The sequence below is a fragment of the Ectothiorhodospiraceae bacterium 2226 genome (assembly GCA_013348725.1).
Classification (GTDB): Bacteria; Pseudomonadota; Gammaproteobacteria.
In genome coordinates this window covers 2,270,440-2,294,048 of the sequence record CP054689.1, presented here as the reverse complement: position 1 = coordinate 2,294,048, position 23,609 = coordinate 2,270,440, and the positions used below count along the sequence as shown (strand labels likewise).

Sequence of the window (23,609 nt, the reverse complement as noted above, 5' to 3'; positions counted from 1 at the left end):
TCCGCCCGGCCGCCGAGGTCGCGTATGCCAAGCGATGAGCCCTGAGCATGGCGCGCGGCGCGGCTGAGTTCCAGCGCATCGCAGGACTGGGCGTCCGGTGGGTCGCGGGCCTCGCGCGCCTCAATAAAGCAAAAGGGATTAGGCTGGGCCTAACCCCTTTCGCGACACATTGTTGGTGGGCCGTGTAGGGCTCGAACCTACGACCATCGGATTAAAAGTCCGGTGCTCTACCAGCTGAGCTAACGGCCCGGAGAGCGGTGGACGGGCGCGAGGGCCCGCCCACCGGCACTGCATGAAACGGCTTAGACCGCCTCGAGTTTGCGCATCCCGCTGGGCAGCAGGCGCATGTCGACCAGCGCGGTCACGAAGGCCTTGCCGAAGCTGGCTTCGTCTTCGTAGACCATCTTGTAGTACTGGATCTTCATGGTCAGCGCACTGCCGAAGATGATCGACCCAAGCGCCAGGAAGGAGCCGAGCGCCATGGTCGACACACCGGTCACGCCCTGACCGATGGTGCAGCCCATGGCGAGCACGCCACCCACACCCATCAGCAGACCGCCGAGCACGTGGGTCATGAAGTCGCGGAAGGAGCTGAACCACTCCCAGCGGAAGGTGCGGCTGATCAGCGACCAAGCCAGCGAACCGACGATCACGCCCGCTAGGGCCGCCATGGCGAAGGACACCAGGCTCATGGTCGGGTTAGTGAGCCAGTTCAGGAACTGACCGGCCGGGGCGATGAAGGTGTAGGACTGCGCGCCGGAGGCCAGCGACTGTGTCTCACCCCATTCGAGGGCCTCCATCCACTCGGCGCCCATCGGACCGGCGGTGACATACCAAGCGGCGACCACGCACAGGCCGATCACCCCACCGCCCAGGATGTTGTCGAAGTTCGAGCGCAGATCGGCGGACTTGAACACCCAGGCCAGCGTGCCGAGGCCGACGATGCCCGCCACGATGTACGCCAAGGTACGCGGGTTCTCCATGCCGGCCAAGCCGCCCAGGATGACGCCGATCTCCTGGCTTTCGATGCCGCGGCCGCCCAGATCGATGGCCAGCGGGTTCATCCACTGCAGGAACAGATAGTGATCCCAGCTGGTGAACAGCATCATGTACGCCGCCACACCGATGGACAGAATCACCACGATGGACTTCAGGTTACCCCCGCCCAGGCGCAGCATGGTCTTGTTGCCGCAACCACTGCCGAGGGTCATGCCGATACCGAAGATGATGCCGCCGAGGATGTAGCGCGGCCAGGCGAGCTGGTCGATGCGGTACGGGGGCTGCGAGGTGGCGTTGGAGGTGGTCATCGCCATGTTGGCAAGGCCCAGCAGCTCGAGCAGCAAAACGCCCAGGATCGCGACGCCGATGGCCAGGAACCAGGCGCGCATGCGGCCGGTGTGGCCCATGTTGACGTAGTCGGATACCGCGCCCATGGTACAAAAATTGGTCTTCTGCGCCACGGCGCCTAGGATCAGCGCAATGCCGAAGCCGTACAGCAGAATCTGCGTGGTGATATCCATACATCCTCCGGTGGATTTACCGCGTGCGGTGCTGTGGCGATCCGCCGCGGCCCGAATAATACAGGAATGTTTATCCGGCCGATTCTAAATGCAAATGGCATGGGGTGCTACTGTTTCGCCCAGGCGGTCGCCGGTCCTACACTTGGTATTGCGTAGGATCAGGGACTTGAGCGGCTGAAAATCCCTCGGCGCGCAGCCGGCAGGCATCGCAGCGTCCACATGCCCGACCGCGCGCATCGGCCGCGTAGCACGACACCGTGAGGCCATAATCCACCCCCAGCGCACGCCCCGCGCGGATGATCTCCGCCTTACTCATGCGCATGAGGGGCGCTCGCACCCGCAGTCGCTCCCCCGCCACGCCCGCGCGCGTGGCGACGCGTGCGAGGGCCTCGAACGCCTCGATGAACGCCGGGCGACAATCCGGATAGCCCGAGTAATCCACCGCGTTCACGCCGATGAAGATATCCGCCGCGCCGAGCACCTCGGCATAACCGAGCGCGACGGCCAGGAACACGGTGTTGCGCGCGGGCACGTAGGTGACCGGGATGGCGGTGGGCGCACCCGCCGGCGCGGCGTCCGGCACCGCGATGGCGGGGTCGGTGAGCGCCGAGCCGCCGAGCGCGCCGAGATCCACGTGCACCACCTTATGCTCGACGACCCCCTGCGCGGCGGCCATGCGCCGCGCAGCGGCCAGTTCGGCACCATGGCGTTGCCCGTAGTCGAAGCTGAGGGCGTGACAGGCAAAGCCCTCGGCGCGCGCCAGGGCGAGCACGGTCGCCGAATCCAGGCCGCCCGACAGCAACACCACGGCGCGGCGGCTCATCGGCCCTGCGCCTCGCCCCACAGGACCTTGTGCAGCTGGATCTGCACCCGCACCGGCAGGCGGTCGGCCAGCACCCACTCCGCGAGCGCGGCGGGCGCGAGCTGCCCGTAGCTCGGTGAGAAGAGCACCTCGCAACGCGCGGCCAGCGCGCGCTCGCGCAGCACCTCCCGCGCCCATTCGTAGTCGGCGCGGTCGCAGAGCACGAACTTGATCTGGTCGCGCGCGCTGAGGTGCGCGAGATTCTCCCAGCGGTTACGCGCGCTCTCGCCGGATCCCGGCGTCTTGAGGTCCAGCACCTTGACCACCCGCGCGTCGACCTCGGCCACGTCCAGCGCGCCGCTGGTCTCCAGCGATACCTCGTAGCCGGCGTCGCACAGTCGGGTAAGTAGCTCGAGGCAGTTCTTCTGCGCCAGCGGCTCGCCCCCCGTGACCGTCACGTAACGCGGTGTGTAGCGGGCCACCTCGGCGAGGATTTCGCCAAGGCTCATCCATTCGCCGCCCTGGAAAGCATACGCGGTGTCGCAATAGCCGCAGCGCAGCGGACAGCCGGTCAGGCGCACGAACACGGTCGGCACGCCGGCAGTACGGGTCTCGCCCTGCAGGGAATGGAAAATCTCGGTGACGCGCAGGCGTTCGGCGCGCGGGCTTTGATCAGAGGGATGAGACACGGACATGAGCGACGATGACGAGAGACCGCTCAGTATATCATCGCGGAAGCCACCGCGGCCTCGGACCGCGCGGGGTGCGCAGGCCGGTTCCAAGCGGGACTCGAACCTCGCAAGACGCGCGCCCCGGGGACGGTTCAGGCGCTAACGCAAGGCTTCCAGCAGGGTCCGTGCCTGCCCCGCCTCCGTCGTATCGGGGTGGCGCTGCAGCAGGGTCTGAACCACCTGGCGAGCCTCGGCGGATTCTCCCAACTCGTGGTAGCTGTAACCGATCTTGAGCAGGGCCTCCGGCACCTTGGGGCTGCGCGGGTGGTTCTCCAGCAGCGCGCGGTAGTGCTCGATCGCCTGCGGGAACCGTCGCTGGGCGTAATGGGCCTCGGCGATCCAATACTGCGCCATGTGCGCGTGGCGTCCCTGAGGGTAGCTGTCCAGGAAGGTCGTGAAGGCCTGCACCGCCTGCTCGTAACGCAACTCACGCAGCAGATCGAAGGCCGCCTGATAGGCCTCCTGCTCGCCGCTCTGGGGGGGCGCCTGTGCGCCCTCCTCTGCGGACGCCGCGGCGTGTTCATCGCCCGGAACGGGTACCGGCGCGAAGGCCCCGCTCTCCGGCTGACCGCGCTCGAGCTGCAGCAGGCGGCGGTCGGTATCGAGGTAGAGATCGCGCTGACGCTGGCGCAGCTGTTCGAGGGTGTGGGTCTGCTGTTCCAGTTCGCCGCGCAGCTCCTGCACCTCGCGCTGCAGGGCCTCCACCTGCAACAGCATCTCGGCCAAGCCGCGGCTCTCCAACAATCGCTCGATGCGCTCCAGGCGTGCGTCGGTTCGATCGTCTTGCGCCCAGACGGCTGGCGCGCCCGCGGCCAGCATGCCTGCCAACCCCACGCTCAGCACTCGCCGAGATAACCGCATGGGTGACTCCTTACAGGTTGAAGGGCGCCCCGGCCGGCTGCACCGGCGGCGCCGCGATGATGCCCACCCTGGCAGTAAGCGCGTCCTGCGTCGGCCGCGGAAGCCCGCGGCCGACGAGGCCCGATCAGTAACCCGAGTACAGAATCTCCACACGGCGGTTGTACTGCCACGCGGACTCATCACTGCCCTGCACCGCCGGACGCTCCTCGCCGAAGCTGATCGCGTCGAGCTGCGCGCCGTTGACGCCCTGCAGGTTCAGGTACTGGAGCACCGACTTGGCGCGGCGCTCGCCGAGCGCCAAATTATACTCACGCGAACCGCGCTCGTCGGTATGCCCCTCGAGCACCACCTGCACTTCGGGGTGATCGCCCAGGAAGCGGGCGTGGGCGTTCAGGACCGCGCGCTGCTCTTCGCTGAGTTCACTGCTGTCGAATGCGAAATAAATCACGCGCTCGGACAGCAGGCTCTGCGGGTCATCCAACGGGTGTCCCTGAAAGCCGCTCTCGAGCTCCGCGCCGCGCAGCTGGGCGTCCCGATCACGCCGGGCATCGGTCTCGGCCATCTCGGCCGCCGCCTCGCGCGCCCCCTCGGCCCCGTCGGCGGTGTCCCGCGGCGGACCGTCCAACACGCTGGCGCAACCCGCCAGGCTCACCACCAATACGGCCGGCAACAGCTTCACATACTTGCTCATCGGTTCCTCTCTCACCTGTATAACGGCTGATTAGTCTGCTTTGAACGGCGACCATGCCGGTTCACGCACGTCGCCTTGCCGCGTCGTCAGACGGTGATGCGCCCGTCCGTCCGCCGACACCACCTCCAACACGCCCCGACCCCCCGCCCGGGTCGCGTAGATGATCATTTGCCCGTTGGGCGCGAAGTGCGGCGACTCGTCGCGACCCGCGTCGGACACCACCCGCAGCTCGCGGCTGCCGAGGTCCATCACACCGATGCCGAAGCCATTGTCGGTGGCGTGCACCATCGCCACACGACGCCCATCGGGCGACAGCGAGGGGCTGGCGTTGTAACCACCGTCGAAGGTCAGGCGCTGCGGCCGGCCGCTGGGCACGCCGCGCGCATTGACCTCGATGCGGTAGAGCTGCGGTCGCCCGCCGCGGTCCGAGGTAAACACGATCGACCGCCCGTCCGCGCTCCAGGCCGGTTCGGTGTTGATCGCAAAGCCCTCGGTCACGCGCTGCAGGGCACGCGTCTGCAAGTCGAGCACGTACACATCGGGCGTGCCGTCCTTGGAGAGCGTCAGCGCCAGGCGGCGCCCGTCCGGTGACCAAGCAGGCGCGCTGTTGATGCCATCGAACGAGGCGACCACTTCGCGGTGGACGGTGACGATGTTCTGGACCCAAACCTGGGAGCGCCCGCGCTCGAACGAGACGTATGCCAAGCGCTTGCCGTCCGGCGCCCAGGCGGGCGACATCAGCGGTTGCGAGGAGGTCAGGATGACCTGCTCGTTGTAGCCGTCGGAGTCGGCCACCGCCAGCGCGTAGCTCGGCTCGCCCCTGCCGTCGCGCTCCACGCGCACATAGGCGATGTGGGTGTCGAACGCACCGCGATCGCCGGTCAGGTTCTCGTAGATGATGTCGCTGATTTGATGCGCGGCGCGACGCAGGCTGCGGTCGCTGGCCGAGATGCTGTAGCCGGCGAGCTGCGAGCCGCGGTACACGTCGAACAACTGGAAGCGCAGCGCGTAGCGGTTCGGGCCGGTCACCTGCAGGCGCCCGACCACCAGGTTCTGGACGCCGAGCGCGCGCCAGTCGCGGAAGTTGACCTCCGAGGCCTCGCGCGGCCGGGAGGGCAGATCGCGCACATCGATGGGCGCGAAGCGCCCGGTGCGCTCCAGGTTGGCGCGCACGATGGCGGCCACCTCTTCGGGCACGTCGCCGCGCCCCTCCCACCCGAAAGGCACAATGGCGATGGGCAGCGCACCCTCTTCGCCGCGCGTGATCTCGATGGTCAGCGGACCCTGCTGCGCCCACGCCCCGTGCGCGGCCAGCAGGAGCAGAACCATAGCCAGTAGTGTCGCCGTTCGCGTCATGGGATCAGTCCGAGACTCTGAAAACAAAAATGATTTCGCGTGCAAACAAATCCGGGTGCGGCGGCTCCGGCAGCGGCGAAGCGCGTAGCACCGCAGCCTCCACCGAACGCTGGAACGTCATGTCCCCGGCACACTCACGCGCCGTCGCTTCCACTACATGTCCGCCGGGGGCCTGCCGGATGTAGACCCGGCACTCCAGTCCGCGCCGAGCGCCCGGCGGGCGGATCCAGGCACGCTCCACCTTGGCCTGAATCGCCGCCTGGTACTGCGGCAGCAGACTCTGGATGCGCTGCTGGCGCTCGCGCTCCAGGCGTGCCTGTTCTTCCTGCATGCGCCGCTGGCGTTCGGCCTCCTCAGCGCGACGGCGCTCTTCTTCCACGCGCTGGCGCTCTGCTTCGGCACGCTTGCGCTCCTCTTCCGCGCGGCGCGCCTCCTCCCGTCGCTTGGCCTCCTCGGCACGCTGACGCTCTGCTTCGGCGCGGCGGCGCTCTTCTTCGCGGCGCTTGGCCTCTTCCGCGCGCTTGCGTTCCTCTTCGGCCTGGCGCTGCGCCTCGAGTTCCCGCTGGCGCTGCTCTTCGGCCTTGCGTTTGGCCTCGAGTTCGGCCTGACGCTGCTCCTCCGCCTTGCGCCGCACCTGAAGTTCGGCGAGGCGCTGCTCTTCGGCCTTACGCTGTGCCTCCCGTTGGCGCTGCGCCTCGGCCTCGGCCTCCGCGCGGCGCGCGCGCTCAGCCGCTTCCTGGGCGCGCCGTTCGGCGGCACGCTCGGCCTCGCGCTGGGCCTCCTCGCGCTGACGCTGCACCTCGGCCAGCCGCGCCTCCTCGCGCTCGCGGGCCTCCCGCGCCGCCCGCTCGGCCGCGGCGGCCTGCTCCTGGCGCCGCTGTTCGGCCTCCTTGAGGCGCTGCAACTCCTGCTCGACGAGGCGCTCATCGACCGCAATGGCCTGAATGGCCTCGGCCTGCGGCGCGACCTGCGGCTTGGGCGGCATATTCACGCCCGCGAACAGCAGCACCGCCGCCGCCACGTGCAGCGACAGTGCCAGCGTGAACGCGATCCAATTCTCGCGCAGCCAATCGCGCATGCGGCTACTCGGCCGCGGGCCGGGTGACCAGCCCGACGTTGGGCGCGCCGGCCTGCTGCAACAGCGTCATGGCGCGCACCACCTGGCCGTAGCCGACGTTCTCGTCGCCACGCACCAGCACCGGGGTGCCCGGCTGATGACGCAGCACCGCACCCACCCGGTTCACCAGGGTCTCGGCATCGACAGGCTCATCCGGCGCCTCGCCCACGTCCACGAAATAACGCCCGCGCACATCGACGGTGATCACCAACGGCTCGCGCGCCTCCTGTTCCAGCGGCTCCGAACTCGCCTGCGGCAGATCCACCTTCACCCCCTGGGCCAACAGCGGCGCGGTGATCATGAAGATCACCAACAGCACCAACATCACGTCGATGTAGGGCACGACGTTGATCTCGGACATGGGGCGTTTACGGTGACGCGTGACTCGCATCGCGATTCCCTCAGGCGTGGGCCTGGCGCTGCAGCAGGCTGGACAACTCTTCGACGAAGGTGTCGTAGCGGTTGAGCAGGCGGTCCATGTCGTTGGTGTAGCGGTTGTAGGCGATCACCGCCGGAATGGCCGCGAACAACCCCATCGCGGTGGCGATCAAGGCCTCGGCGATGCCCGGCGCCACGGTGGCGACGGTGACCTGCTGCATGCCGCCCAGCGCGCGGAAGGAATTCATGATGCCCCACACCGTACCGAACAGGCCGATGTAGGGGCTGGTGGAGCCGACCGTGGCGAGGAAGCTGAGGTTGGTCTCCAGGCGGTCGGCCTCGCGGCTGAGCGCGATGCGCATGGCGCGCTGCGCACCCTCCACCATGGCCATCGGCGGTACGCCGCCCTGGCTGCGCAGCTTGACGTACTCGCGAAAGCCGGCCTCGAAGATCGCCTCCAGGCCCTGACTGCCCTCGCGCCGTGCGGCCACCTTCTTGTACAGCTCACCGAGCTCGCCGCCCGACCAAAAGCGCTGCTCGAAGTGCTCGGCCGAGACGCGCGCATCCTTCATGCGCTTGCCCTTCTTGAAGATCAGGGTCCAGGACAGGACGGAGGCGACCACGAGGATCAGCATCACGAGCTGCACCAGCGGGCTGGCTCCGAGTATGAGGTGGAGCAGGGAAAGGTCGGCGGTCACGGGTTAACGTCCTCGGGAATGCTCGCCAGGATGCGCGGCGCCATGGGCACCGGACGCAGGGTGGCGGCGTTCAGGTTGGCGATTTTTACGGTGGCGGTACACACCAGCGCGTCGTCGGAGTTGCGGACTATGTTCTGCTTGAAGGTGAGACTCGCTCGCCCCCGCCGCTGCAATGACGTACGCACGGTCAGAAGGTCGTTGAAGCGGGCGGGCTTGAGGTAATCCACCTGGGCCGATCGCACGGCGAATAGGACCGAGTCGCGGACCAGAAGTTCATCCTGCTCGAAGCCGAGGCTGCGCAGCCACTCCGTGCGGGCGCGCTCCATGAAGCGCAGGTAGTTAGCGTAATACACCACGCCACCGCTGTCGGTATCTTCGTAGTACACCCGTACCGGCCAAAGGAACTCGGTCACAGATCACCCTCGCCCGTGGTGTCGAACAGGTCCGGCGCCGGCGCGCGCGGCGGCTTGAGACCGAAATGCAGATAGGCGTTGGTGGTCGCCACGCGCCCACGCGCGGTACGCATCATGAACCCTTGCTGAATGAGGTAAGGCTCGAGCACGTCCTCGATGGTGCCGCGCTCCTCGCTGATGGCGGCGGCGAGGCTGTCCACGCCCACCGGCCCGCCGTCGAACTTCTCGATCAGGGCGAGCAGCAGCCGGCGGTCCATCATATCGAAGCCGTGCGCATCGACGTTGAGCATGTCCAGGGCGGCCCGCGCCACGGTCTGGCTGATGGCGCCGTCGGCCTTCACCTCGGCGTAGTCGCGCACGCGACGCAGCAGGCGGTTGGCGATGCGCGGCGTGCCGCGCGCGCGACGGGCGATTTCCATCGCCCCCTCGGGATCGATGCCCACGCCGAGGATGCCGGCCGAGCGACGCACGATAAAGGCCAGGTCGTCGGCGCCGTAGAACTCCAGGCGCTGCACGATACCAAACCGATCGCGCAGCGGCGAGGTAAGCAGCCCCGCGCGCGTAGTGGCGCCGATCAAGGTGAACGGCGGCAACTCGAGCTTGATCGAACGCGCGGCCGGGCCCTCGCCGATCATGATGTCGAGTTGGTAGTCCTCCATCGCCGGATAGAGCACCTCCTCCACCACGGGGCTCAGACGATGGATCTCGTCCACGAACAGCACGTCGTTGGGTTCGAGGTTGGTGAGCAGCGCGGCCAGGTCGCCGGCGCGCTCGAGCACCGGCCCCGAGGTGGTGCGCAGCTTGACGCCCATCTCGTTGGCCACGATGTGCGCCAGGGTGGTCTTCCCGAGGCCCGGTGGGCCGAAGATCAGCAGGTGGTCCAGCGCCTCGGACCGGCCGCGGGCGGCGCGGATGAAGATCTCCATCTGCTCGCGGACCGCAGGCTGGCCCAGATAATCCTCCAGGCGCGTGGGACGAATGGCGCGATCGAGCGCGTCCTCGTTGCTCAAGCTGTTGGCCGTGACCAACCGGTCCGTCTCGATCATGGCTCGTCCCTACATCCTGGGGGTCGATGAACTGAATGGCCGCCCCACGCTGATGAAGCCGTGAGCGCTCAGCGCGCCCTCGCCTGCAACGCGGCGCGTATGATCTCCTCTTCGGCCAGCCCGGCGCAATCGATGCGGCTTACCATGCGCGAAGCCTCCTGCGGCTTGTAACCCAGCGCCACCAGCGCGGCAACCGCGTCGCGCAGCGCCTCCCCTGCCCCCTCCGGCAGTCCCACCAAGGGGGGAGCGGCCAGCGCCGCACCGGCGTCGAAGTCCGCCAGCCGATCGCGCATTTCGACCACCAAACGCTCGGCGACCTTCTTGCCCACGCCGGGCAGGCGCGTGAGCGCAGCCGTGTCCTTGTCCTGCACGCAGCGTGCGAACTCGCCGCCGGTCATGCCGGAGAGCACTGCCAGGGCGAGCTTGGCGCCGACCCCGGTGACCTTGAGCAGCCCGCGAAACAGACTGCGCTCGGCATCGGTGGCGAAGCCGTACAGCAGCTGAGCGTCCTCGCGCACGACGTGGTGGGTGAGCAGCACCACCTCCTTGCCGAGCGGGGGCAGCCCGTAGAAGGTGCTCATCGGCGCCTCGAGCTCATAGCCCACGCCGCCGCCGACCTCCAGCACCAGCCGCGGCGGCTGCTTGGTCACCAGGATACCGCGCAGGCGTCCGATCATGACCGTGTTCCGTCGCGAAGGTGGGAGGGGATGCGCATCATTTCAGCGCCCCCGCGGCGCGCGCGGCGGCCTGCGCGCTCTGGCGCAGGTGACAATGGCAGATCGCGGCCGCCAGCGCATCGGCGGCATCGGCCTGGGGCGCGCCCGGCAAACTCAACAAGACCTGCACCATATGCTGCACCTGAACCTTGGCGGCGCCGCCGCGTCCGACTACCGCCTGCTTGATCTCGGCGGGCATGTACTCGTAGATGCGCGCGCCATGCGCCATGGCGGCACAGAGCGCGGCACCGCGCGCCTGACCGAGCTTGAGCGCCGAGTCGGGATTGCGATGCATGAATACCCGCTCCACCGCGACCTCGCCCGGGCGGTGCGTCTCGATCAACTCGCTCAGCCCGTCGAAGATCTCCTTGAGGCGGGCGGCGAAGTCCGCCCCTTGGGTGCGCACACAACCGCTGGTGACGTACTGGATGCGGGTGGCGCTCAGCTCCACCACGCCGAAGCCGGTGATTCGCGAGCCCGGATCGATGCCCAGGATGCGCATCGGCGGAGCCTATCCCTGGGCCTCGGCGAGCGCCTCGTCGGGGTAGTCGGCATTGGTATAGACGTTCTGCACGTCGTCCAGCTCCTCGAGCATGTCGACCAGGCGCAGCACCTTCTGTGCGTCCTCGAGCTCGAGTCCGACGCTGGTGCTGGCCCGTTCAGTCACCTCGGCATACTCGGGCGCGAGGTCCGCGGCGACCATGGCGTCGCGCACCGCCAGGAAATCCTCGGGCGCGGTCAGCACATCGATGGAGCCGTCGTCGTTGACCGCCACGTCCTCGGCACCCGCCTCCAGCGCGGCCTCCATGATGCGGTCCTCGTCGCTGCCGGCGGGATAGCCCAACAGGCCGACGCGCGCGAACAGATAAGCGACCGACCCGTCGGTGCCGAGGTTGCCGCCGGACTTGCTGAACGCGTGGCGCACCTCCGCCACCGTGCGGTTGCGGTTGTCGGTGAGCGTGTCGACCATCACCGCCACACCGGCCGGCCCATAGCCCTCGTAGCGCACCTCTTCGTAGGCCTCGCCGTCGGCGGCACCGCTGCCGCGCTTGATGGCGCGCTCCACCGTGTCCTTGGTCATATTGGCGCCGAGCGCCTTGTCAATCGCGGCGCGCAGCCGGGGATTGGAGGCGGGATCGCCGCCGCCCATGCGCGCGGCCACGGTGATCTCGCGGATCAACTTGGTGAACAGCTTGCCGCGCTTGGCATCCTGCGCGTTCTTACGGTGCTGAATATTGGCCCACTTACTGTGACCCGCCATGGAGAACCTCGTGGCCGACTGTCTGACACGTTCGGTGCGCGCATCGGCGCGCGCACCTGGAGAACAGCGGACAAGTCTACCACCGCCGCGCGAAGCGCCAAAAGGCGGTTCCGGGGGTCAGTCGTCGCCGGCGACGCAGAACTCCAAGGTACTGCCCGCGATCTCGATCCGATCGCCGTCCTGCAGATGATGGCTGGTCCCGTCGAGGACCTGCCCGTTGACCTTGAGCGCCTTGCCGGGCGCGCCGCCGACCCGGGTCAGGAAATAGCCCTGCGCACGACGGGCCACCACTGCGACCTGCACGCCCGGCTCGCCCACGGTCGTAAACGGCTTGGTGAGCTCGACGACCTCGCCCTTCTGCGGCCCCTTCAGGGCATGCAGCGCGGCCAGCTTCCCGGAAGGCAGTTCCGGGGTCGGCGCCTGCGCGGGAGGGATCACGACCGTGCGCGTGAAGTCGGGGGTTGCGGCCTCCTCGAAGCGCAGCTCATGGCGCCCGATGCGGATGACGTCACCGTGGTGCAGCATGCGCCGCTGAATGCTCTTGCCGTTGACCAGGGTCCCATTGGTGCTCCCCAGGTCCTCCACGTAGTAGTTCTGCAGCCGAGAGATGGCGGCGTGGCGCCCGCTGACGGTGCTGTCACCGAGCTGAATGTCATTGCCCGCCGCGCGTCCGATGGTCAGCCGCTCGCTCTCGAGCGGCACATCGCGCGTAACCACCCCCTCCACCACCAGCAGTAGCTTCGCCATTGCGTTTGCCCCTAGGTTCTCGTGTTCTACGGCACTTCGACCAGAATAACGGAGATGTTGTCGTCCCCGCCACGCTCGCGCGCCAGTGCCACCAAGCGCTTCACGCGTTCATTCAGGGAGCCGCGCGGTGCGCTGGCGAGGCGCAGCAGGTCGTCCTCGTCGAGCAGGTTGCTGAGGCCGTCGGAGCAAAGCAGGTAAAGGTCTGCCGCCTCCACGCCCTGTTGCTGTACATCCGCCTCCACCTCGGGCGCGATGCCCAGCGCACGGGTGATGATATTGCGGCCCGCCATCTCCAGCACCGCTCGCTCCTGCGGCGTGGCGCTCGCGCCCAATTCGCGGAGCAATGAGTGGTCGACGGTCAGTTGCTCCAACACGCCGCCCCGCAGACGGTAGAGGCGGGAGTCGCCGACATGGAGCACCGTCAGCCAGCCGTGCGCGAACACCGCGGCCACCACGGTGGTGCCCATGCCGGCGTACTGCGGCTGGCTCCGGGCCGTGGCATAGATCTCCCCGTTCACGTGTTCGATCGCCTGCAGGATACCGAGCAGCACCTCACCCGGATCCCCCTTGACGCGTCGCACCAGTGCCTCGAGCTCGGCCCCCAACAGGTCCACGGCCATGCTGCTCGCCACATCGCCCGCAAGGTGACCGCCCATGCCGTCGGCGAGCACCGCGACGCCCGCGCGCCGACTCCAGCGCACGGCGTCCTCGTTACGCTCGCGCACGCACCCCGGATCGGTGGCGCCCGCTATCCGCAGGCCTTTTGCGTACACGCCTCGTCCTCTTCCGGGAGATGCGCGCGGCACTTGCGCAGCATCTGAGCCAGGTAATGACCGTCGGGATAGCGACGCTCGGGGTCCTTGTGGAGCATCTTGTTCAGCAACTTCGTGACGCAGGAAGGCAGCTCCGGACGCCGCTCGCGCACGTCCGGATGCTTGTCGTGCGTAATGCGGTACATGATGTTGGGCAGCGAGTCGCCGGCGAACGGCAGCTCGCCGGTGAGCAACTGATAGAAGGTCACCCCGAGCGAAAACAGGTCCGAACGTCCGTCGACCCGCGCGCCGGTGAGCTGTTCGGGCGACATGTACGAGGGGCTGCCGAGGATGGTGCCGGTGCGCGTGTTGCCCGAGCCGGTCAAGGACGCGACGCCGAAATCGGCGACCTTCGCGGTACCCGTCTTGACGTCGTACAGGATGTTGGCCGGCTTGATGTCGCGGTGCACCACGCCTTGGTCATGGGCATAGCCGAGCGCGTCGGCGACCTGAATCATCAGTTCGAACACCGTCCCGGCCGGCAGCAGCTGGGCCTGCTCGGTATACCGCAGCAGGTTGCTGCCGTCCAGATAGTCCATGGCGATGTAGGCGATCTGGCGCTCCTCGCCCACATCGTGCACCGCGATGATGTTCGGGTGGTCGAGGCGCCCGGCGGCCTCGGCCTCGCGGAAGAAGCGCGCGCGCACCTCATCGAGCGCCGAGGCCTCCGATTCGCCGGTCAGCACCAGGGTCTTCAGCGCCACCTGCGCCCGCGTGCGCCGGTTGTAGGCGAGGTACACCGCCCCCATGGCTCCGCGGCCGATCTCGCGCTCGATGCGGTAGGGGCCGACCGTGCCGCCGCCGCCCGTCTCCGCCCGCTGCGCGATGACCTTGGCCTTGCGGCGGTTGCGGCGAATCAACTGATCCACATCGCCGTACGCGGGATCGTGCGCGGCGATGAAGCGGAACACCTCCACCGCATGCACATAGGCGCGGCGGCGCTCGTACTCCTGCCCCAGCGTATACAAGCGTTCCAGCAGGTCCGCATCGGGCACGCAATGCTTGTAGCGTTCGAAGGCCTCTTCCAGCCGACCCTGCCCCTGCAGCACTTTGCCGAACTCCCGCTCGGTCTGGTCCAGACGCTGCACCAGCGCGCCCCGCGCCGCGCGCAGGCGCCGCTGCCACAATAGGGCCCCGGTGGCCACCAGCACCGCCAGCGCGGGCCAGCCCAGCGGTACCCACAAGCCCTGCTGGACCTGCAGCACGAGCTGCCCGTGGAGCAGCCCCAGGCCGATCAACACGCCCAGCACACCGGCGGCCAGCGAGCCCAGGAGCGGAAAGATCCACACCATCAGCAGACCCAGCGCCACCAATGCACCCAGGCGTGCCCCCAGGCTCCACTCCGGCACCCGAAGGTAATCGCCTTCCAGCAGCGCATTCACCGCGTGGGCCTGCCCCACAACATCCGGCACGACACCCCGCCCCGCCAGCGTCACCTCCTCGGCCAGATCGGGCGCGCTCAGCCCGACCAGCACCACCCGACCGGCCAGTCGCTCCGCAGGCACTTCGCCCGCCAGCACCGCGGCCGCGCCGTAGTGCGCGATCTCCCGCTCGTCCTGCGCCCGCGTGCGATACGCGCCGGGCAGCACTTGGCGCACCGAGCCGGCACGCAGCGCCTCGAGGCCGTTGGCACGGCGACCTTCGGGCGCCCCGAGGGCCGCCAACTGCACTGCGAACGAGGGGACCGCGGCGCCCTCGTCGGCCGGCCACCACAACACCTCGCGGCGCACGCGCCCATCGGCGTCGGCGCGCGCACCGAGCGGGCCCACCCCCGCCGCGGCACGCGCCAACGGCGCGAGCGGCGGGTGCGCCGTCAACGGCGGGGGCAGCGGTTGACCGCTCAGAAAATCCAGCCAGATGGTGGCCGGATCCACTGCCAGGGGCCGGAGTCCGCCGGCCGCCTTCAGGCGACCCACGCGCGGGGCGGCCTCCTCGCCCGGCGCCATCGCGAGCACCACGGCAGCGCGCTGCAGCGCCTCGGCGAGGGCTAGATCGGCGAAATGGTGGTCGGGAAACAGACCGTCGGGCTGCTGCAGGCGCAGGTGGTGCTCAGCGTAGGGGTCGGGACCGTGCAAGGGTAGCGTGAGGCCGACGGCGACAGGCTCGGCCTGATGCACGCGATCCAGCAACGCGGCCACCTGCTGACGCGGCCACGGCCAAGGACCCAGGGCATCCAGGCTCGGACCATCCACGCCCACAACCACCACGGCGTCCGCCGCCGCGCGGGACGGGAACAACCACCCGGCCCCATCGAGGACCACGCGCTCCCAGCCGAACCAGGCCGACCCGGCCAGGAACAGCAGCGCGATGGCTGCGAGGGTGAGGCGTTCGGAACGGACCGCACGACGGCGGCCGGCTTGCGGCGTCTTCATTTTATTATCGGTTCTTGGCTGCCGTGGCGCCGCCCAGGGGCGGACGCAAGTGCCGCAGGGGCGGCCGCGGACTGCGGATCAGTCGGCGGAAAACGCACCCGAGTTCAGATACCGGCAAGTCTGCCGTGCCACCTCTCCCGAAAGCAAGAGCCCGGTATGTGACGTGTGCACGGTCCAATGATCGGCGCCCGGCAGACGCGTCTCGGCGACGGCGACCGTCCCATCGTGCGGGCGGGGCAGGTCCGCGAGCAGCCGGCCGATGCCGACCGGGCGGGTGCCCGCAATGGAGCCCAGCGGATGGGCCCTGGTCCACGGCGGGGCGCGGCCGTCCAGGCCCTCCGAGTAGCCGGCCCCGAGCAGGCGCCGCCCCCAGCGCGCGTGCCCCAGGCGAGCGGCTACGCTACAGCCGACATGCGGCGTGCCGAGCGTGACCACCCGCCCCACGCGGGACATAGGCGCCTCGTGCAACAGGCGGCGCACGACCAAGCCGCCCAGGCTGTGGGCGACGAAATGCACCGTCGGCTCGGGGAGCCGGTCGAGGAAGCGGCGCAGGGCGTGCGCCGCGGCGGGCACGCCCTCGCGCAGGGAACGGTAGTGGAAGCGGTAGACACGAAAGCCGCAGCGCCGCAGGCGGCGGCGCAGCAGGCCCATCTCCAGCCCCGTCATCCACAGGCCGTGGACCAACACCACGGCGACCGGCGCGGCCACAAGGGCTCAGGCCTGGTCGGCGGGCGGGGTCCGCAGCCGGATTCCCAGCTCCTGGAGCTGCGCCGGCGAGACCGGCGACGGCGCGCGGGTCAGCAGACAGCTGGCGGTCTGGGTCTTGGGGAAGGCCATCACCTCGCGGATCGAGTGCGCGCCGCTCAGCAGCATGACCAATCGGTCCAGGCCGAAGGCGATACCGCCGTGCGGCGGACAACCGTACTTGAGGGCGTCGAGCAGGAACCCGAACTTGTCGCGCGCCTCGGCCTCATCGATGCCGAGTTGCTCGAATACCTGCTGCTGCACGTCGGGGCGGTAGATCCGCATGGAGCCGCCGCCCACCTCGGTGCCGTTCAGCACCATGTCGTAGGCGCGCGACTCGCAGGCGCCCGGGTCGCTGGCGAGCCGCTCCAGGTGCTCTTCCTTGGGCGAGGTGAAGGGGTGATGCAGCGAGAACCAGCGCTGCGCCTTCTCGTCCCATTCGAACATCGGGAAGTCGACCACCCATAGCGGGCGCCAGCCGGCTTCCACCAGGCCGCGATCGTGGCCGAGCTTGACGCGCAGCGCGCCCAGCGACTCGTTCACCACGCGCGCCTTGTCGGCCCCGAAGAAGATCAGGTCGCCGTCCTCGGCGCCGGTGCGCGCGAGGATCTCCTCCACCGCCGCGGGCGGGATGAACTTCAGGATCGGCGACTGCAGGCCCTCCACGCCCTTGGCCCGCTCGTTGACCTTGATGTAGGCCAGCCCCTTGGCACCGTAGATAGCGACGAACTTGGTGTAGTCGTCGATCTCCTTGCGGGTCAGGCTGCCGCCCTGGGGCAGGCGCAGCGCGGCCACGCGCCCCTGCGGGTCCTTGGCTGGCCCGGAGAACACCTTGAATTCCACGCCGGCGAGCAGATCGCCCACGTCCACCAGTTCGAGCGGGATGCGCAGGTCCGGCTTGTCGACGCCGAAGCGCTGCATGGCCTCGGCATAGGTCATGCGCGGGAAGGGGTCGGGCAGCGCGCTGCCCAGCACCTCGCCGAACACCGCGCGCATCATCCCCTCCATCAGCGACAGCAGGGTCTCCTCGTCGAGAAAGGCCGCCTCGATGTCGAGCTGGGTGAACTCCGGCTGGCGGTCGGCGCGCAGGTCCTCGTCGCGGAAGCAGCGCACGATCTGGTAATAACGGTCCACGCCGCCGACCATGAGCAGCTGCTTGAAGAGCTGCGGCGACTGCGGCAAGGCAAAAAACTGCCCCTGGTGGGTGCGGCTCGGGACCAGATAGTCGCGCGCCCCTTCGGGCGTCGCGCGCGTGAGCATGGGCGTCTCGACGTCCAGAAAACCCGCGTCGTCCAAGTGGCGTCGCAGCACGCGTGTTACATCGGAGCGCAGCTTGAGGCGCTGGAACATGACCGGGCGGCGCAGGTCGATGTAGCGGTAGCGCAGCCGATGTTCCTCGGCCACGTCGTCCTCGTCGAGCTGGAACGGCGGGGTCTCGGAGCGGTTGAGAATGGTCAGCTCCAGGCCGAGCACCTCGATCTGACCGGTGGGCAGCTCGACGTTCTCCGTGCCGGCCGGGCGGCGGCGCACGCGGCCCCGCACCTGCACCACGTACTCGCTGCGCACCCGCTCGGCGGTGGCGAAGGTCTCCGGGGTGTCGGGGTCCACCACCACCTGTACCAAGCCTTCACGGTCGCGCAGATCCAGGAAGATCACACCGCCGTGGTCGCGCCGCCGATGCACCCAGCCGGCCAGTTCGACGTGCTGGTCGATATGGGCCTCGTTGACCTGGCCGCAATAGTGGCTGCGCATGGGAAACAAACCTCCGGCGGGAAAAAGCCTGGGATGGTAAGCCCTGGACGGACGCGGCGCAACTCAAGGCCGGTCCGAAGAGCCAATCTCCGGCGTTCTCACCCAACACCCTGAGCCGCGGGAAGCCCTGCGTTGATCAGAACTTCATGAAAAGGATGTTGAAAAAGGGCTGCGCCGCCCAACCGGCGCGCAGCGGCGCCGAGCGGGTTCAGGAGGACGGTTCGGCCGGCTCGCGCCGCTCGGCTGCGGGCGGCATGGGCCGCGCCGGCGGCGGCAGGGTGGGCGCCGGGGCGTCCTCCGGACGACGCGGCCAGGGCGGGCTCACGACGCCGAGCGAGACGATCATGCGAAATCCCTCGTCCACCGTCATCTCGAGCTCGGTGACGTCGCGGCGCGGCACCATGATGATGAAGCCCGATGTTGGGTTGGGCGTGGTGGGCACGAACACCGTGACCACCTCCTCGCCGGTGCGCTCCTGCACCTCGCCCTCGGTCTCGCTGGTCAAGAAGCCGATGCTGTAGACGCCCTTGCGCGGGTACTCGACCAGCAGCACCTTGCGAAACGACTTGCCCGTGTCGGACAACATGGTCTCGGCCACCTGCTTGGCGGCCTTGTAGATGGAGCGCACCAGTGGGATGCGGTCGAGGACCGATTCCCACATCGCCACCATGCGCTTGCCCATGAAGTTGGCCACCGCCACACCGGTGGCCAGCACCACCACCACCGACAGCAGCAGCCCGAAGCCGGGGATGTTGAAGCCGAACAGGGCATCCGGCCGCAGCGCGGGCGGCACCAGCAGGAGGGTCTGGTCGACCAGACCGACCACCAGCTTGATGACCAGCAGCGTGACGCCGAGCGGCACCCACACCAGCAGGCCTGCGATCAGATAGCGTCGCAGGCTGCTGGGCGGGGGCAGGCGCCGGCCGAGGCGCTCACGCAGATTGTTCAAGAGTCGGCACACGCCTTGGCGCCGCAGCCGCCGGCACCGCAGGCAGCGGCCGGGGCGTCGTTCTGCGCCACGTTCTTCTTGGTCCCGGACTTGAAGTCGGTCTCATACCAACCGCCGCCCTTGAGGCGGAAGCCCGCCGCGGAGATGAGCTTGACCAGCGCGGCCTTGCCGCAGGCGGGACAATCGAGGAGCGGTGCGTCGCTCATCTTCTGAAGCGCCTCGTGACGGTCACCACAGGACTCACATTCATATTCGTAGATCGGCATGCCCTAACCCTCAGCGTGACAAAGAAGCTCCTGCGGCCACATGGGGGCGAGCGGAGCGCATTTCAAGCGGATTGTAGCCTTGGGGGGCCTCCGCGCACCACAAAGACAACGGCGACGTGGGGCGGGTTCCCACCGGAAGGAAGGAAAGGTATCAGCCGGCGCCGCGAATACGGCGCACCAATTCGCCGAGCACGGCGCGCTCGCGCTCGCGGTCGACCGGCAGGGGGACGCGCTCGAAACGCACCTCGCCATCGGCCTTGGGGCGCAGTCGGTAGGTGAACACCATCTCGCGCTCGTCGCCCAGCCATTCGAAGGCCCGGCCGTAACGCATGTCATGGAGATAAAGGGCGCCACCCTCGCCTGCCTCGAGTTGGTAATAGCCCTTGGTCACCCAGACCAGACGCTCGAAGGCCGCGCTGTGGGCGACCGGGTCGGCCAGGGCATGACGTTTCGGAAACCGATGCCATTCGATGGGGCCAGCGTCGTCGAGCAGCGAACGAAAGCCCACACGATAATCGGCCTCGGTCTCCACCACCGCGCGCCACAATAGATTGTTGAACACCGTGGGTTTGACGAAGTAACGCTCGTACACCACCCCGCGCGCCTGCAGGTCGCGCTCGAACACGGTCTCCATGTGCAGCTTGTTGACCACCGTGAGCCCGAGATAGAGCCCGGAGAGCCCGAGCGCGGCGCCGGCCAGGATGCGCCGGGCCGGGCGGTCGCGGCGCAGCCACAACAGCGTGAGCGCCGCGACGAGCACCGGCAAGGTGAACAGCGGGTCGATCACCGCGATGGTATTGAGTGCCACCGCCTGATCGCTGAAGGGCAGAAACAGCTGCACCCCGTAGGTGGTGAAGGCGTCCAGCAGCACCGCAGTGCCGAGCGCGGCCAGTGCCAAGCCGGTCCAGGCGCGCCAACCCACGCCGTCGCGGCGGTGGATGCGGTGGGCGAGATAGCCGAACAGCGGCGCGGCAAGCACCACGAACAACAGGGAATGGGTATAGCTGCGATGGAAGGTCAGCGCCGCGAGGTCGTCGAGGAGATTGCCCACCACCACGTCGAGGTCCGGGACCGTGGCGAGCGCCGCGCCCCACAGCAAGGCCTTGTTACCCACCCGGCGCCCGAGCGTCGCCTCGCCGACGACGGCCCCAAGCGCCAGGTGGGTGAGCGAGTCCATCGATCGCTAGCGCTGCGGCCGGTAGACCAGGTTGATCTGGTAGGAGTCGACGTCGTCGCGAACGACGTACTCGGCGCGCACGACCAGGCCACGGTCAACGCGATAACCCACGCCGATACCGGCCATCAGACCGGTGTCGAGCCCCATGTCCAGGCCGAAGCGGCCCACCACATCAAGGCGCTCGGCCACCGGGATACGGGCCACGCCATTGGCCCATAGCCCCTGGTCGCGGATGCTGGCGGGCGGCCGGTGCGCGGGCTTCACCCGCATGTTGCCTGTGCTCATGAAGCCCACCTCGGCGTCGAAGCGCACATGGTTGGCGACCCAGCCGAGGTCGTAGCCGGCGAACACCTGGAAGCCGTTGCCGGTGCCGGTCTCCGCCATATCGTTAAAGGTCGCGCCCGCGCCGACGTAGAGGCGCTCGGGCTCGAACTGGGGCTGCTGTCCGGCCTGCTGCGCCTGCGCGGCACCCGCCGCGAGCATCAATGCACCCAAGCCGGCGCCCGCGCGGGCGATAGTACTCGTTACGATGCGCATAGTTATTCTCGGTCCCTGTGCATGACATAAAAACTGGCATAACCTAGCCCAGCCGCTGCGGCCGAACAAGCTACTACATCATGAAACAATCGATTCTGATCACCGGGTGCTCGAGCGGCATCGGCGCCTGCGTGGCCCGCGGCCTGCGCGCGCGCGGCCACCGGGTGTTCGCCACCGCCCGCGGCGCGCAGGACGTCGCGCGGCTGGCCGAGGAGGGCTTCGAGGCACTGGCGCTCGATCTGGCCGACAGTGCCAGCATCGAGCGGGCGGTGCGCCAGGTCGCCGAACGCACCGGCGGGCGGCTGGACGCCTTGTTCAACAACGGGGCCTATGGGCAGCCCGGCGCGGTGGAGGATCTGCGGCGCGAGGTGCTGCGCGAGCAGTTCGAGACCAACCTGTTCGGCACCGTGGAACTGACCAACCGGGTGATTCCGCTCATGCGCCGCCAGGGCCACGGGCGCATCATCCAGAACAGCTCGGTGCTGGGTCTGATCGCCCTGCCCTATCGCGGCGCGTATACCGCCAGCAAGTTCGCCCTGGAGGGGATCTCCGACACCCTGCGCCTGGAGCTGCGCGGGACCGGCATCCACGTCAGCCTGATCGAGCCCGGCCCCATCGAAAGCCGCTTCCGTGCCAATGCCCATGCCGCCTTCCGGCGCAACATCGAGGTGGAAACCAGCCCCCACCGGGAACGCTATCTCGCCACCGAGCGGCGCTTGCGCAAGCCCGGCCCGGCCGCGCCCTTCACCCTCCCGCCCGAGGCGGTGCTGAAGGCGGTGATCCACGCCTTGGAGAGCCGCCGGCCCAAACCGCGCTACGCGGTAACGGTGCCGACCCACCTGTTCGGCGCGCTGCGCCGCCTGCTCACGACACGCGCGCTGGACCGCGTGCTGGCGGGGGTCGGGCGCGGGGAGGGTTAGGCCTGAGGCGTCAGGCGGGCGGCACCACGATGAGCGGCACGTAGAGCTCGTCTTCGCTCAGGCCACCGTGGTTGCCGATTGGGTAGAAGGGGCGCTCGCCCGGCACGAAGTCCTTGATGATGTAATCGTCCTTCATGAGTAGCAGATAGTCGCCCACCCGCTCCTGCAAGCGCGCGTGGGCGATGCCGGGTCCGAACCAGCCACGGCGCACGACCTCCGCGCTCGGGTAGAGCGTGCAGGCATGCGCCAAATGCGCTTCGATATAACGCTCGAACTCCGCGCGACACCCGCGCTTGACGTAGCAATACGCCACCCGCGGCTCGCCGCATAGCGGGGCGCGCAGCAGCTCGGCGAGCCCGGCGTGATCGGCCAGGCGCACCACGCGCGGCGGCGGGCTGTCGACGAAGCCGTGGTCGGCGGTGACCACCAGCAGCGTGCCGGTGCCGCGCAAGCGCTCCACCAGGTCCTCGAAGGCCGCGTCGAGCAAGCGAAAATGGCGCGCCGTCTCCACGCTGTGCACGCCATGCTCGTGGGCGGTGCGGTCGAAATCGGGCCAGTAGGCATACACATACTGGCGCGGCGCGTCCTGCACGGCGGCCACCACGGCCTCGATGAAGCGCTCGAGCCCCTGGTAGCCGGTACGGCGCGCGGCGCCGCCGAGGGTCGCGCTGTATTCCGAGCGCACGATGTTCTCGGGCAGCACCATGGTGCTGGGCACCGGCAGGCGCTGCACCAGGGGCGGCAGTGCATAGAGCTGCGCCACCGAGGTGCGGCCCGTCAGCGGCCGCCCCTGGCCGCGCGGGCGAAACGGCAGCACCGCGGCGACCGTCGCCACTTCGCGAAAGCGCACGAACCAGCCGGTCAGGGCGTGTTGCTGCGGCGCGAGGCCGGTCATGAAGGTGGTGATCGCCGCGGCGGTGGTGGTGGGGAAGACCGAACTCATCGGCCCACGGCAATGGCTATCGAAGTGGCTGCGGCCGCGGGCGCGCAGGTAGTTGTAGCCCAGGCCGTCGAGCACGAGTAGCACCACCCGCGCGGCGGCGGCCACCTCCGCGGGCGGCAGGTCGCCCAAGGGGCGGTAGCGCGCTTCGCCGCCGAGGCCCTCCTCCAGGGAGGCCATCAGGTTGACGATACCGCGACCTTGGTAGTTCGGCTGCAGCGAAAGCGCGCTCAGGGGGGATCGCCCTCCCACTCGTGCCGGATGTGGTCAGGCGGGGGCGGCGGCGCAAGGCCCGCCTCCTCCAGCTTGGCGCGCAGCGCGGCGGCCTCGTCGCCCAGCTCGCCGGCGTGACGTTTTAGACCGTCCAGCATATGCCGCGCCTCGTCCTCGCTCACCGCGACGGTGATCCGCTTGTCCGGATTGCTGATGAGGTGCATAGGGCCTCCTAGACGCTGTGGGGGTGCCGCGTGCCGGGCGCCCAGGGATGGGGCGGCTGGCGGAACTCGTCCTTCGCCTCGTAATACGCGCTTTGGAGCAGATTCGCGAGATCCAGCAGGGCGCCCGGCATGTCCTCCATGTTCTCGGCCACGTCCTTGGCCAGGTCACGCGCCTCGTCCAGCTCGAACGATAGCTGCAGCTTGCCGTCCCGGTGCTCGTTTACATCCATGTCGCTCCTCCTTGTCGGCCCGCGGGCTACCGCCCGGGGCAGGGGCATATAAAAAGGGTATGTTCTGTACCCGCCGCGTCAAGCACCCGCAATCGGCCGGGCCGGGCGCACGACAACCAACCCTCGACCGGCGGCG

Annotated in this window: 27 protein-coding genes and 1 tRNA gene; 1 reads left to right on the top strand and 27 read right to left on the bottom strand. The window is 68.7% G+C overall.

Annotation, left to right across the window (positions count from 1 at the left end):
- Positions 1-173 precede the first annotated feature (173 nt).
- From HUS23_11105 to HUS23_10990, 24 genes are all read right to left on the bottom strand, one after another.
- Positions 174-249: transfer RNA gene (locus HUS23_11105), tRNA-Lys, on the bottom strand.
- A gap of 53 nt (positions 250-302) precedes the next feature.
- Positions 303-1,520 carry a YeeE/YedE family protein gene (locus HUS23_11100; protein QKT04317.1) on the bottom strand — a complete coding sequence of 406 codons (1,218 nt, stop codon included), beginning with the start codon at positions 1,518-1,520 and terminating at the stop codon, positions 303-305.
- 136 nt (positions 1,521-1,656) lie between these two features.
- Positions 1,657-2,343: a 7-cyano-7-deazaguanine synthase QueC gene (queC, locus tag HUS23_11095; GenBank protein ID QKT04316.1), complete on the bottom strand. Its 687-nt coding sequence runs from the start codon at positions 2,341-2,343 to the stop codon at positions 1,657-1,659.
- Positions 2,340-3,017 carry a 7-carboxy-7-deazaguanine synthase QueE gene (gene queE / locus HUS23_11090; protein QKT04315.1) on the bottom strand — a complete coding sequence of 226 codons (678 nt, stop codon included), beginning with the start codon at positions 3,015-3,017 and terminating at the stop codon, positions 2,340-2,342. Before queE ends, queC begins: the two co-directional genes overlap by 4 nt.
- 135 nt (positions 3,018-3,152) lie before the next feature.
- Positions 3,153-3,914: a tol-pal system protein YbgF gene (gene ybgF, locus HUS23_11085; GenBank protein ID QKT04314.1), complete on the bottom strand. Its 762-nt coding sequence runs from the start codon at positions 3,912-3,914 to the stop codon at positions 3,153-3,155.
- 124 nt (positions 3,915-4,038) lie between these two features.
- Entirely contained in the window at positions 4,039-4,605 is a 567-nt protein-coding gene (gene pal, locus HUS23_11080; GenBank protein ID QKT04313.1) for a peptidoglycan-associated lipoprotein Pal, read from the bottom strand.
- 30 nt (positions 4,606-4,635) lie between these two features.
- Positions 4,636-5,961 carry a Tol-Pal system beta propeller repeat protein TolB gene (gene tolB, locus HUS23_11075; GenBank protein ID QKT04312.1) on the bottom strand — a complete coding sequence of 442 codons (1,326 nt, stop codon included), beginning with the start codon at positions 5,959-5,961 and terminating at the stop codon, positions 4,636-4,638.
- A gap of 4 nt (positions 5,962-5,965) precedes the next feature.
- Positions 5,966-7,039 (bottom strand): cell envelope integrity protein TolA, encoded by a 1,074-nt coding sequence (gene tolA, locus HUS23_11070; protein QKT04311.1) that lies wholly within the window; start codon positions 7,037-7,039, stop codon positions 5,966-5,968.
- A gap of 4 nt (positions 7,040-7,043) precedes the next feature.
- Positions 7,044-7,439 (bottom strand): protein TolR, encoded by a 396-nt coding sequence (gene tolR / locus HUS23_11065; protein ID QKT05054.1) that lies wholly within the window; start codon positions 7,437-7,439, stop codon positions 7,044-7,046.
- 40 nt (positions 7,440-7,479) lie between these two features.
- Complete coding sequence (tolQ, locus tag HUS23_11060) at positions 7,480-8,154, bottom strand: protein TolQ (GenBank protein ID QKT04310.1); 675 nt, start codon at positions 8,152-8,154, stop codon at positions 7,480-7,482.
- Positions 8,151-8,567, bottom strand: coding sequence for a tol-pal system-associated acyl-CoA thioesterase (gene ybgC, locus HUS23_11055; GenBank protein QKT04309.1), 417 nt, complete (start codon positions 8,565-8,567; stop codon positions 8,151-8,153). Before ybgC ends, tolQ begins: the two co-directional genes overlap by 4 nt.
- Positions 8,564-9,613 carry a Holliday junction branch migration DNA helicase RuvB gene (ruvB, locus tag HUS23_11050; protein QKT04308.1) on the bottom strand — a complete coding sequence of 350 codons (1,050 nt, stop codon included), beginning with the start codon at positions 9,611-9,613 and terminating at the stop codon, positions 8,564-8,566. The genes ybgC and ruvB overlap by 4 nt, the downstream gene beginning before the upstream one ends.
- A 68-nt stretch (positions 9,614-9,681) precedes the next feature.
- Positions 9,682-10,290 carry a Holliday junction branch migration protein RuvA gene (gene ruvA, locus HUS23_11045; GenBank protein ID QKT04307.1) on the bottom strand — a complete coding sequence of 203 codons (609 nt, stop codon included), beginning with the start codon at positions 10,288-10,290 and terminating at the stop codon, positions 9,682-9,684.
- 37 nt (positions 10,291-10,327) lie between these two features.
- Positions 10,328-10,831 (bottom strand): crossover junction endodeoxyribonuclease RuvC, encoded by a 504-nt coding sequence (ruvC, locus tag HUS23_11040; GenBank protein QKT04306.1) that lies wholly within the window; start codon positions 10,829-10,831, stop codon positions 10,328-10,330.
- A 9-nt stretch (positions 10,832-10,840) separates the two neighbouring features.
- The gene (locus tag HUS23_11035) at positions 10,841-11,590 is read right to left on the bottom strand and encodes a YebC/PmpR family DNA-binding transcriptional regulator (protein QKT04305.1); all 750 of its coding nucleotides are present in this window, start codon (positions 11,588-11,590) and stop codon (positions 10,841-10,843) included.
- Between the two features lie 117 nt (positions 11,591-11,707).
- Positions 11,708-12,337, bottom strand: a complete 630-nt coding sequence (locus HUS23_11030; protein ID QKT04304.1) for an FHA domain-containing protein — start codon at positions 12,335-12,337, stop codon at positions 11,708-11,710.
- A 26-nt stretch (positions 12,338-12,363) separates the two neighbouring features.
- Positions 12,364-13,110, bottom strand: a complete 747-nt coding sequence (locus HUS23_11025; protein ID QKT04303.1) for a serine/threonine-protein phosphatase — start codon at positions 13,108-13,110, stop codon at positions 12,364-12,366.
- On the bottom strand, positions 13,086-15,521 hold the full coding sequence (locus tag HUS23_11020; GenBank protein ID QKT04302.1) for a CHASE2 domain-containing protein: 2,436 nt from the start codon (positions 15,519-15,521) through the stop codon (positions 13,086-13,088). The genes HUS23_11025 and HUS23_11020 overlap by 25 nt, the downstream gene beginning before the upstream one ends.
- Before the next feature lie 78 nt (positions 15,522-15,599).
- Positions 15,600-16,187: an alpha/beta fold hydrolase gene (locus tag HUS23_11015; protein ID QKT05053.1), complete on the bottom strand. Its 588-nt coding sequence runs from the start codon at positions 16,185-16,187 to the stop codon at positions 15,600-15,602.
- Positions 16,188-16,235: 48 nt separating this feature from the next.
- Positions 16,236-18,017, bottom strand: a complete 1,782-nt coding sequence (gene aspS / locus HUS23_11010) for an aspartate--tRNA ligase (GenBank protein QKT04301.1) — start codon at positions 18,015-18,017, stop codon at positions 16,236-16,238.
- 208 nt (positions 18,018-18,225) lie between these two features.
- Positions 18,226-18,915 (bottom strand): DUF502 domain-containing protein, encoded by a 690-nt coding sequence (locus HUS23_11005; protein QKT05052.1) that lies wholly within the window; start codon positions 18,913-18,915, stop codon positions 18,226-18,228.
- Positions 18,916-18,962: 47 nt separating this feature from the next.
- Positions 18,963-19,232 (bottom strand): zinc ribbon domain-containing protein, encoded by a 270-nt coding sequence (locus tag HUS23_11000; protein ID QKT04300.1) that lies wholly within the window; start codon positions 19,230-19,232, stop codon positions 18,963-18,965.
- Positions 19,233-19,383: 151 nt separating this feature from the next.
- Complete coding sequence (locus tag HUS23_10995) at positions 19,384-20,409, bottom strand: metal-dependent hydrolase (GenBank protein QKT04299.1); 1,026 nt, start codon at positions 20,407-20,409, stop codon at positions 19,384-19,386.
- A 6-nt stretch (positions 20,410-20,415) separates the two neighbouring features.
- The gene (locus HUS23_10990; protein ID QKT04298.1) at positions 20,416-20,946 is read right to left on the bottom strand and encodes a porin family protein; all 531 of its coding nucleotides are present in this window, start codon (positions 20,944-20,946) and stop codon (positions 20,416-20,418) included.
- 80 nt (positions 20,947-21,026) lie between these two features.
- Between HUS23_10990 and HUS23_10985 the strand changes: the two genes are divergently transcribed.
- Positions 21,027-21,866 (top strand): SDR family oxidoreductase, encoded by an 840-nt coding sequence (locus HUS23_10985; GenBank protein ID QKT04297.1) that lies wholly within the window; start codon positions 21,027-21,029, stop codon positions 21,864-21,866.
- A 10-nt stretch (positions 21,867-21,876) separates the two neighbouring features.
- Here the strand turns inward: HUS23_10985 and HUS23_10980 are convergent, their stop codons facing one another.
- The 3 genes from HUS23_10980 to HUS23_10970 are packed head-to-tail and all read right to left on the bottom strand — an operon-like array spanning position 21,877 to position 23,473.
- Positions 21,877-22,986, bottom strand: a complete 1,110-nt coding sequence (locus HUS23_10980) for an alkaline phosphatase family protein (protein ID QKT04296.1) — start codon at positions 22,984-22,986, stop codon at positions 21,877-21,879.
- Between the two features lie 50 nt (positions 22,987-23,036).
- Entirely contained in the window at positions 23,037-23,243 is a 207-nt protein-coding gene (locus tag HUS23_10975) for a hypothetical protein (GenBank protein ID QKT04295.1), read from the bottom strand.
- A gap of 8 nt (positions 23,244-23,251) precedes the next feature.
- A complete protein-coding gene (locus tag HUS23_10970) occupies positions 23,252-23,473 on the bottom strand; it encodes a hypothetical protein (protein ID QKT04294.1) in 222 nt (73 codons plus the stop codon).
- Positions 23,474-23,609 lie beyond the last annotated feature (136 nt).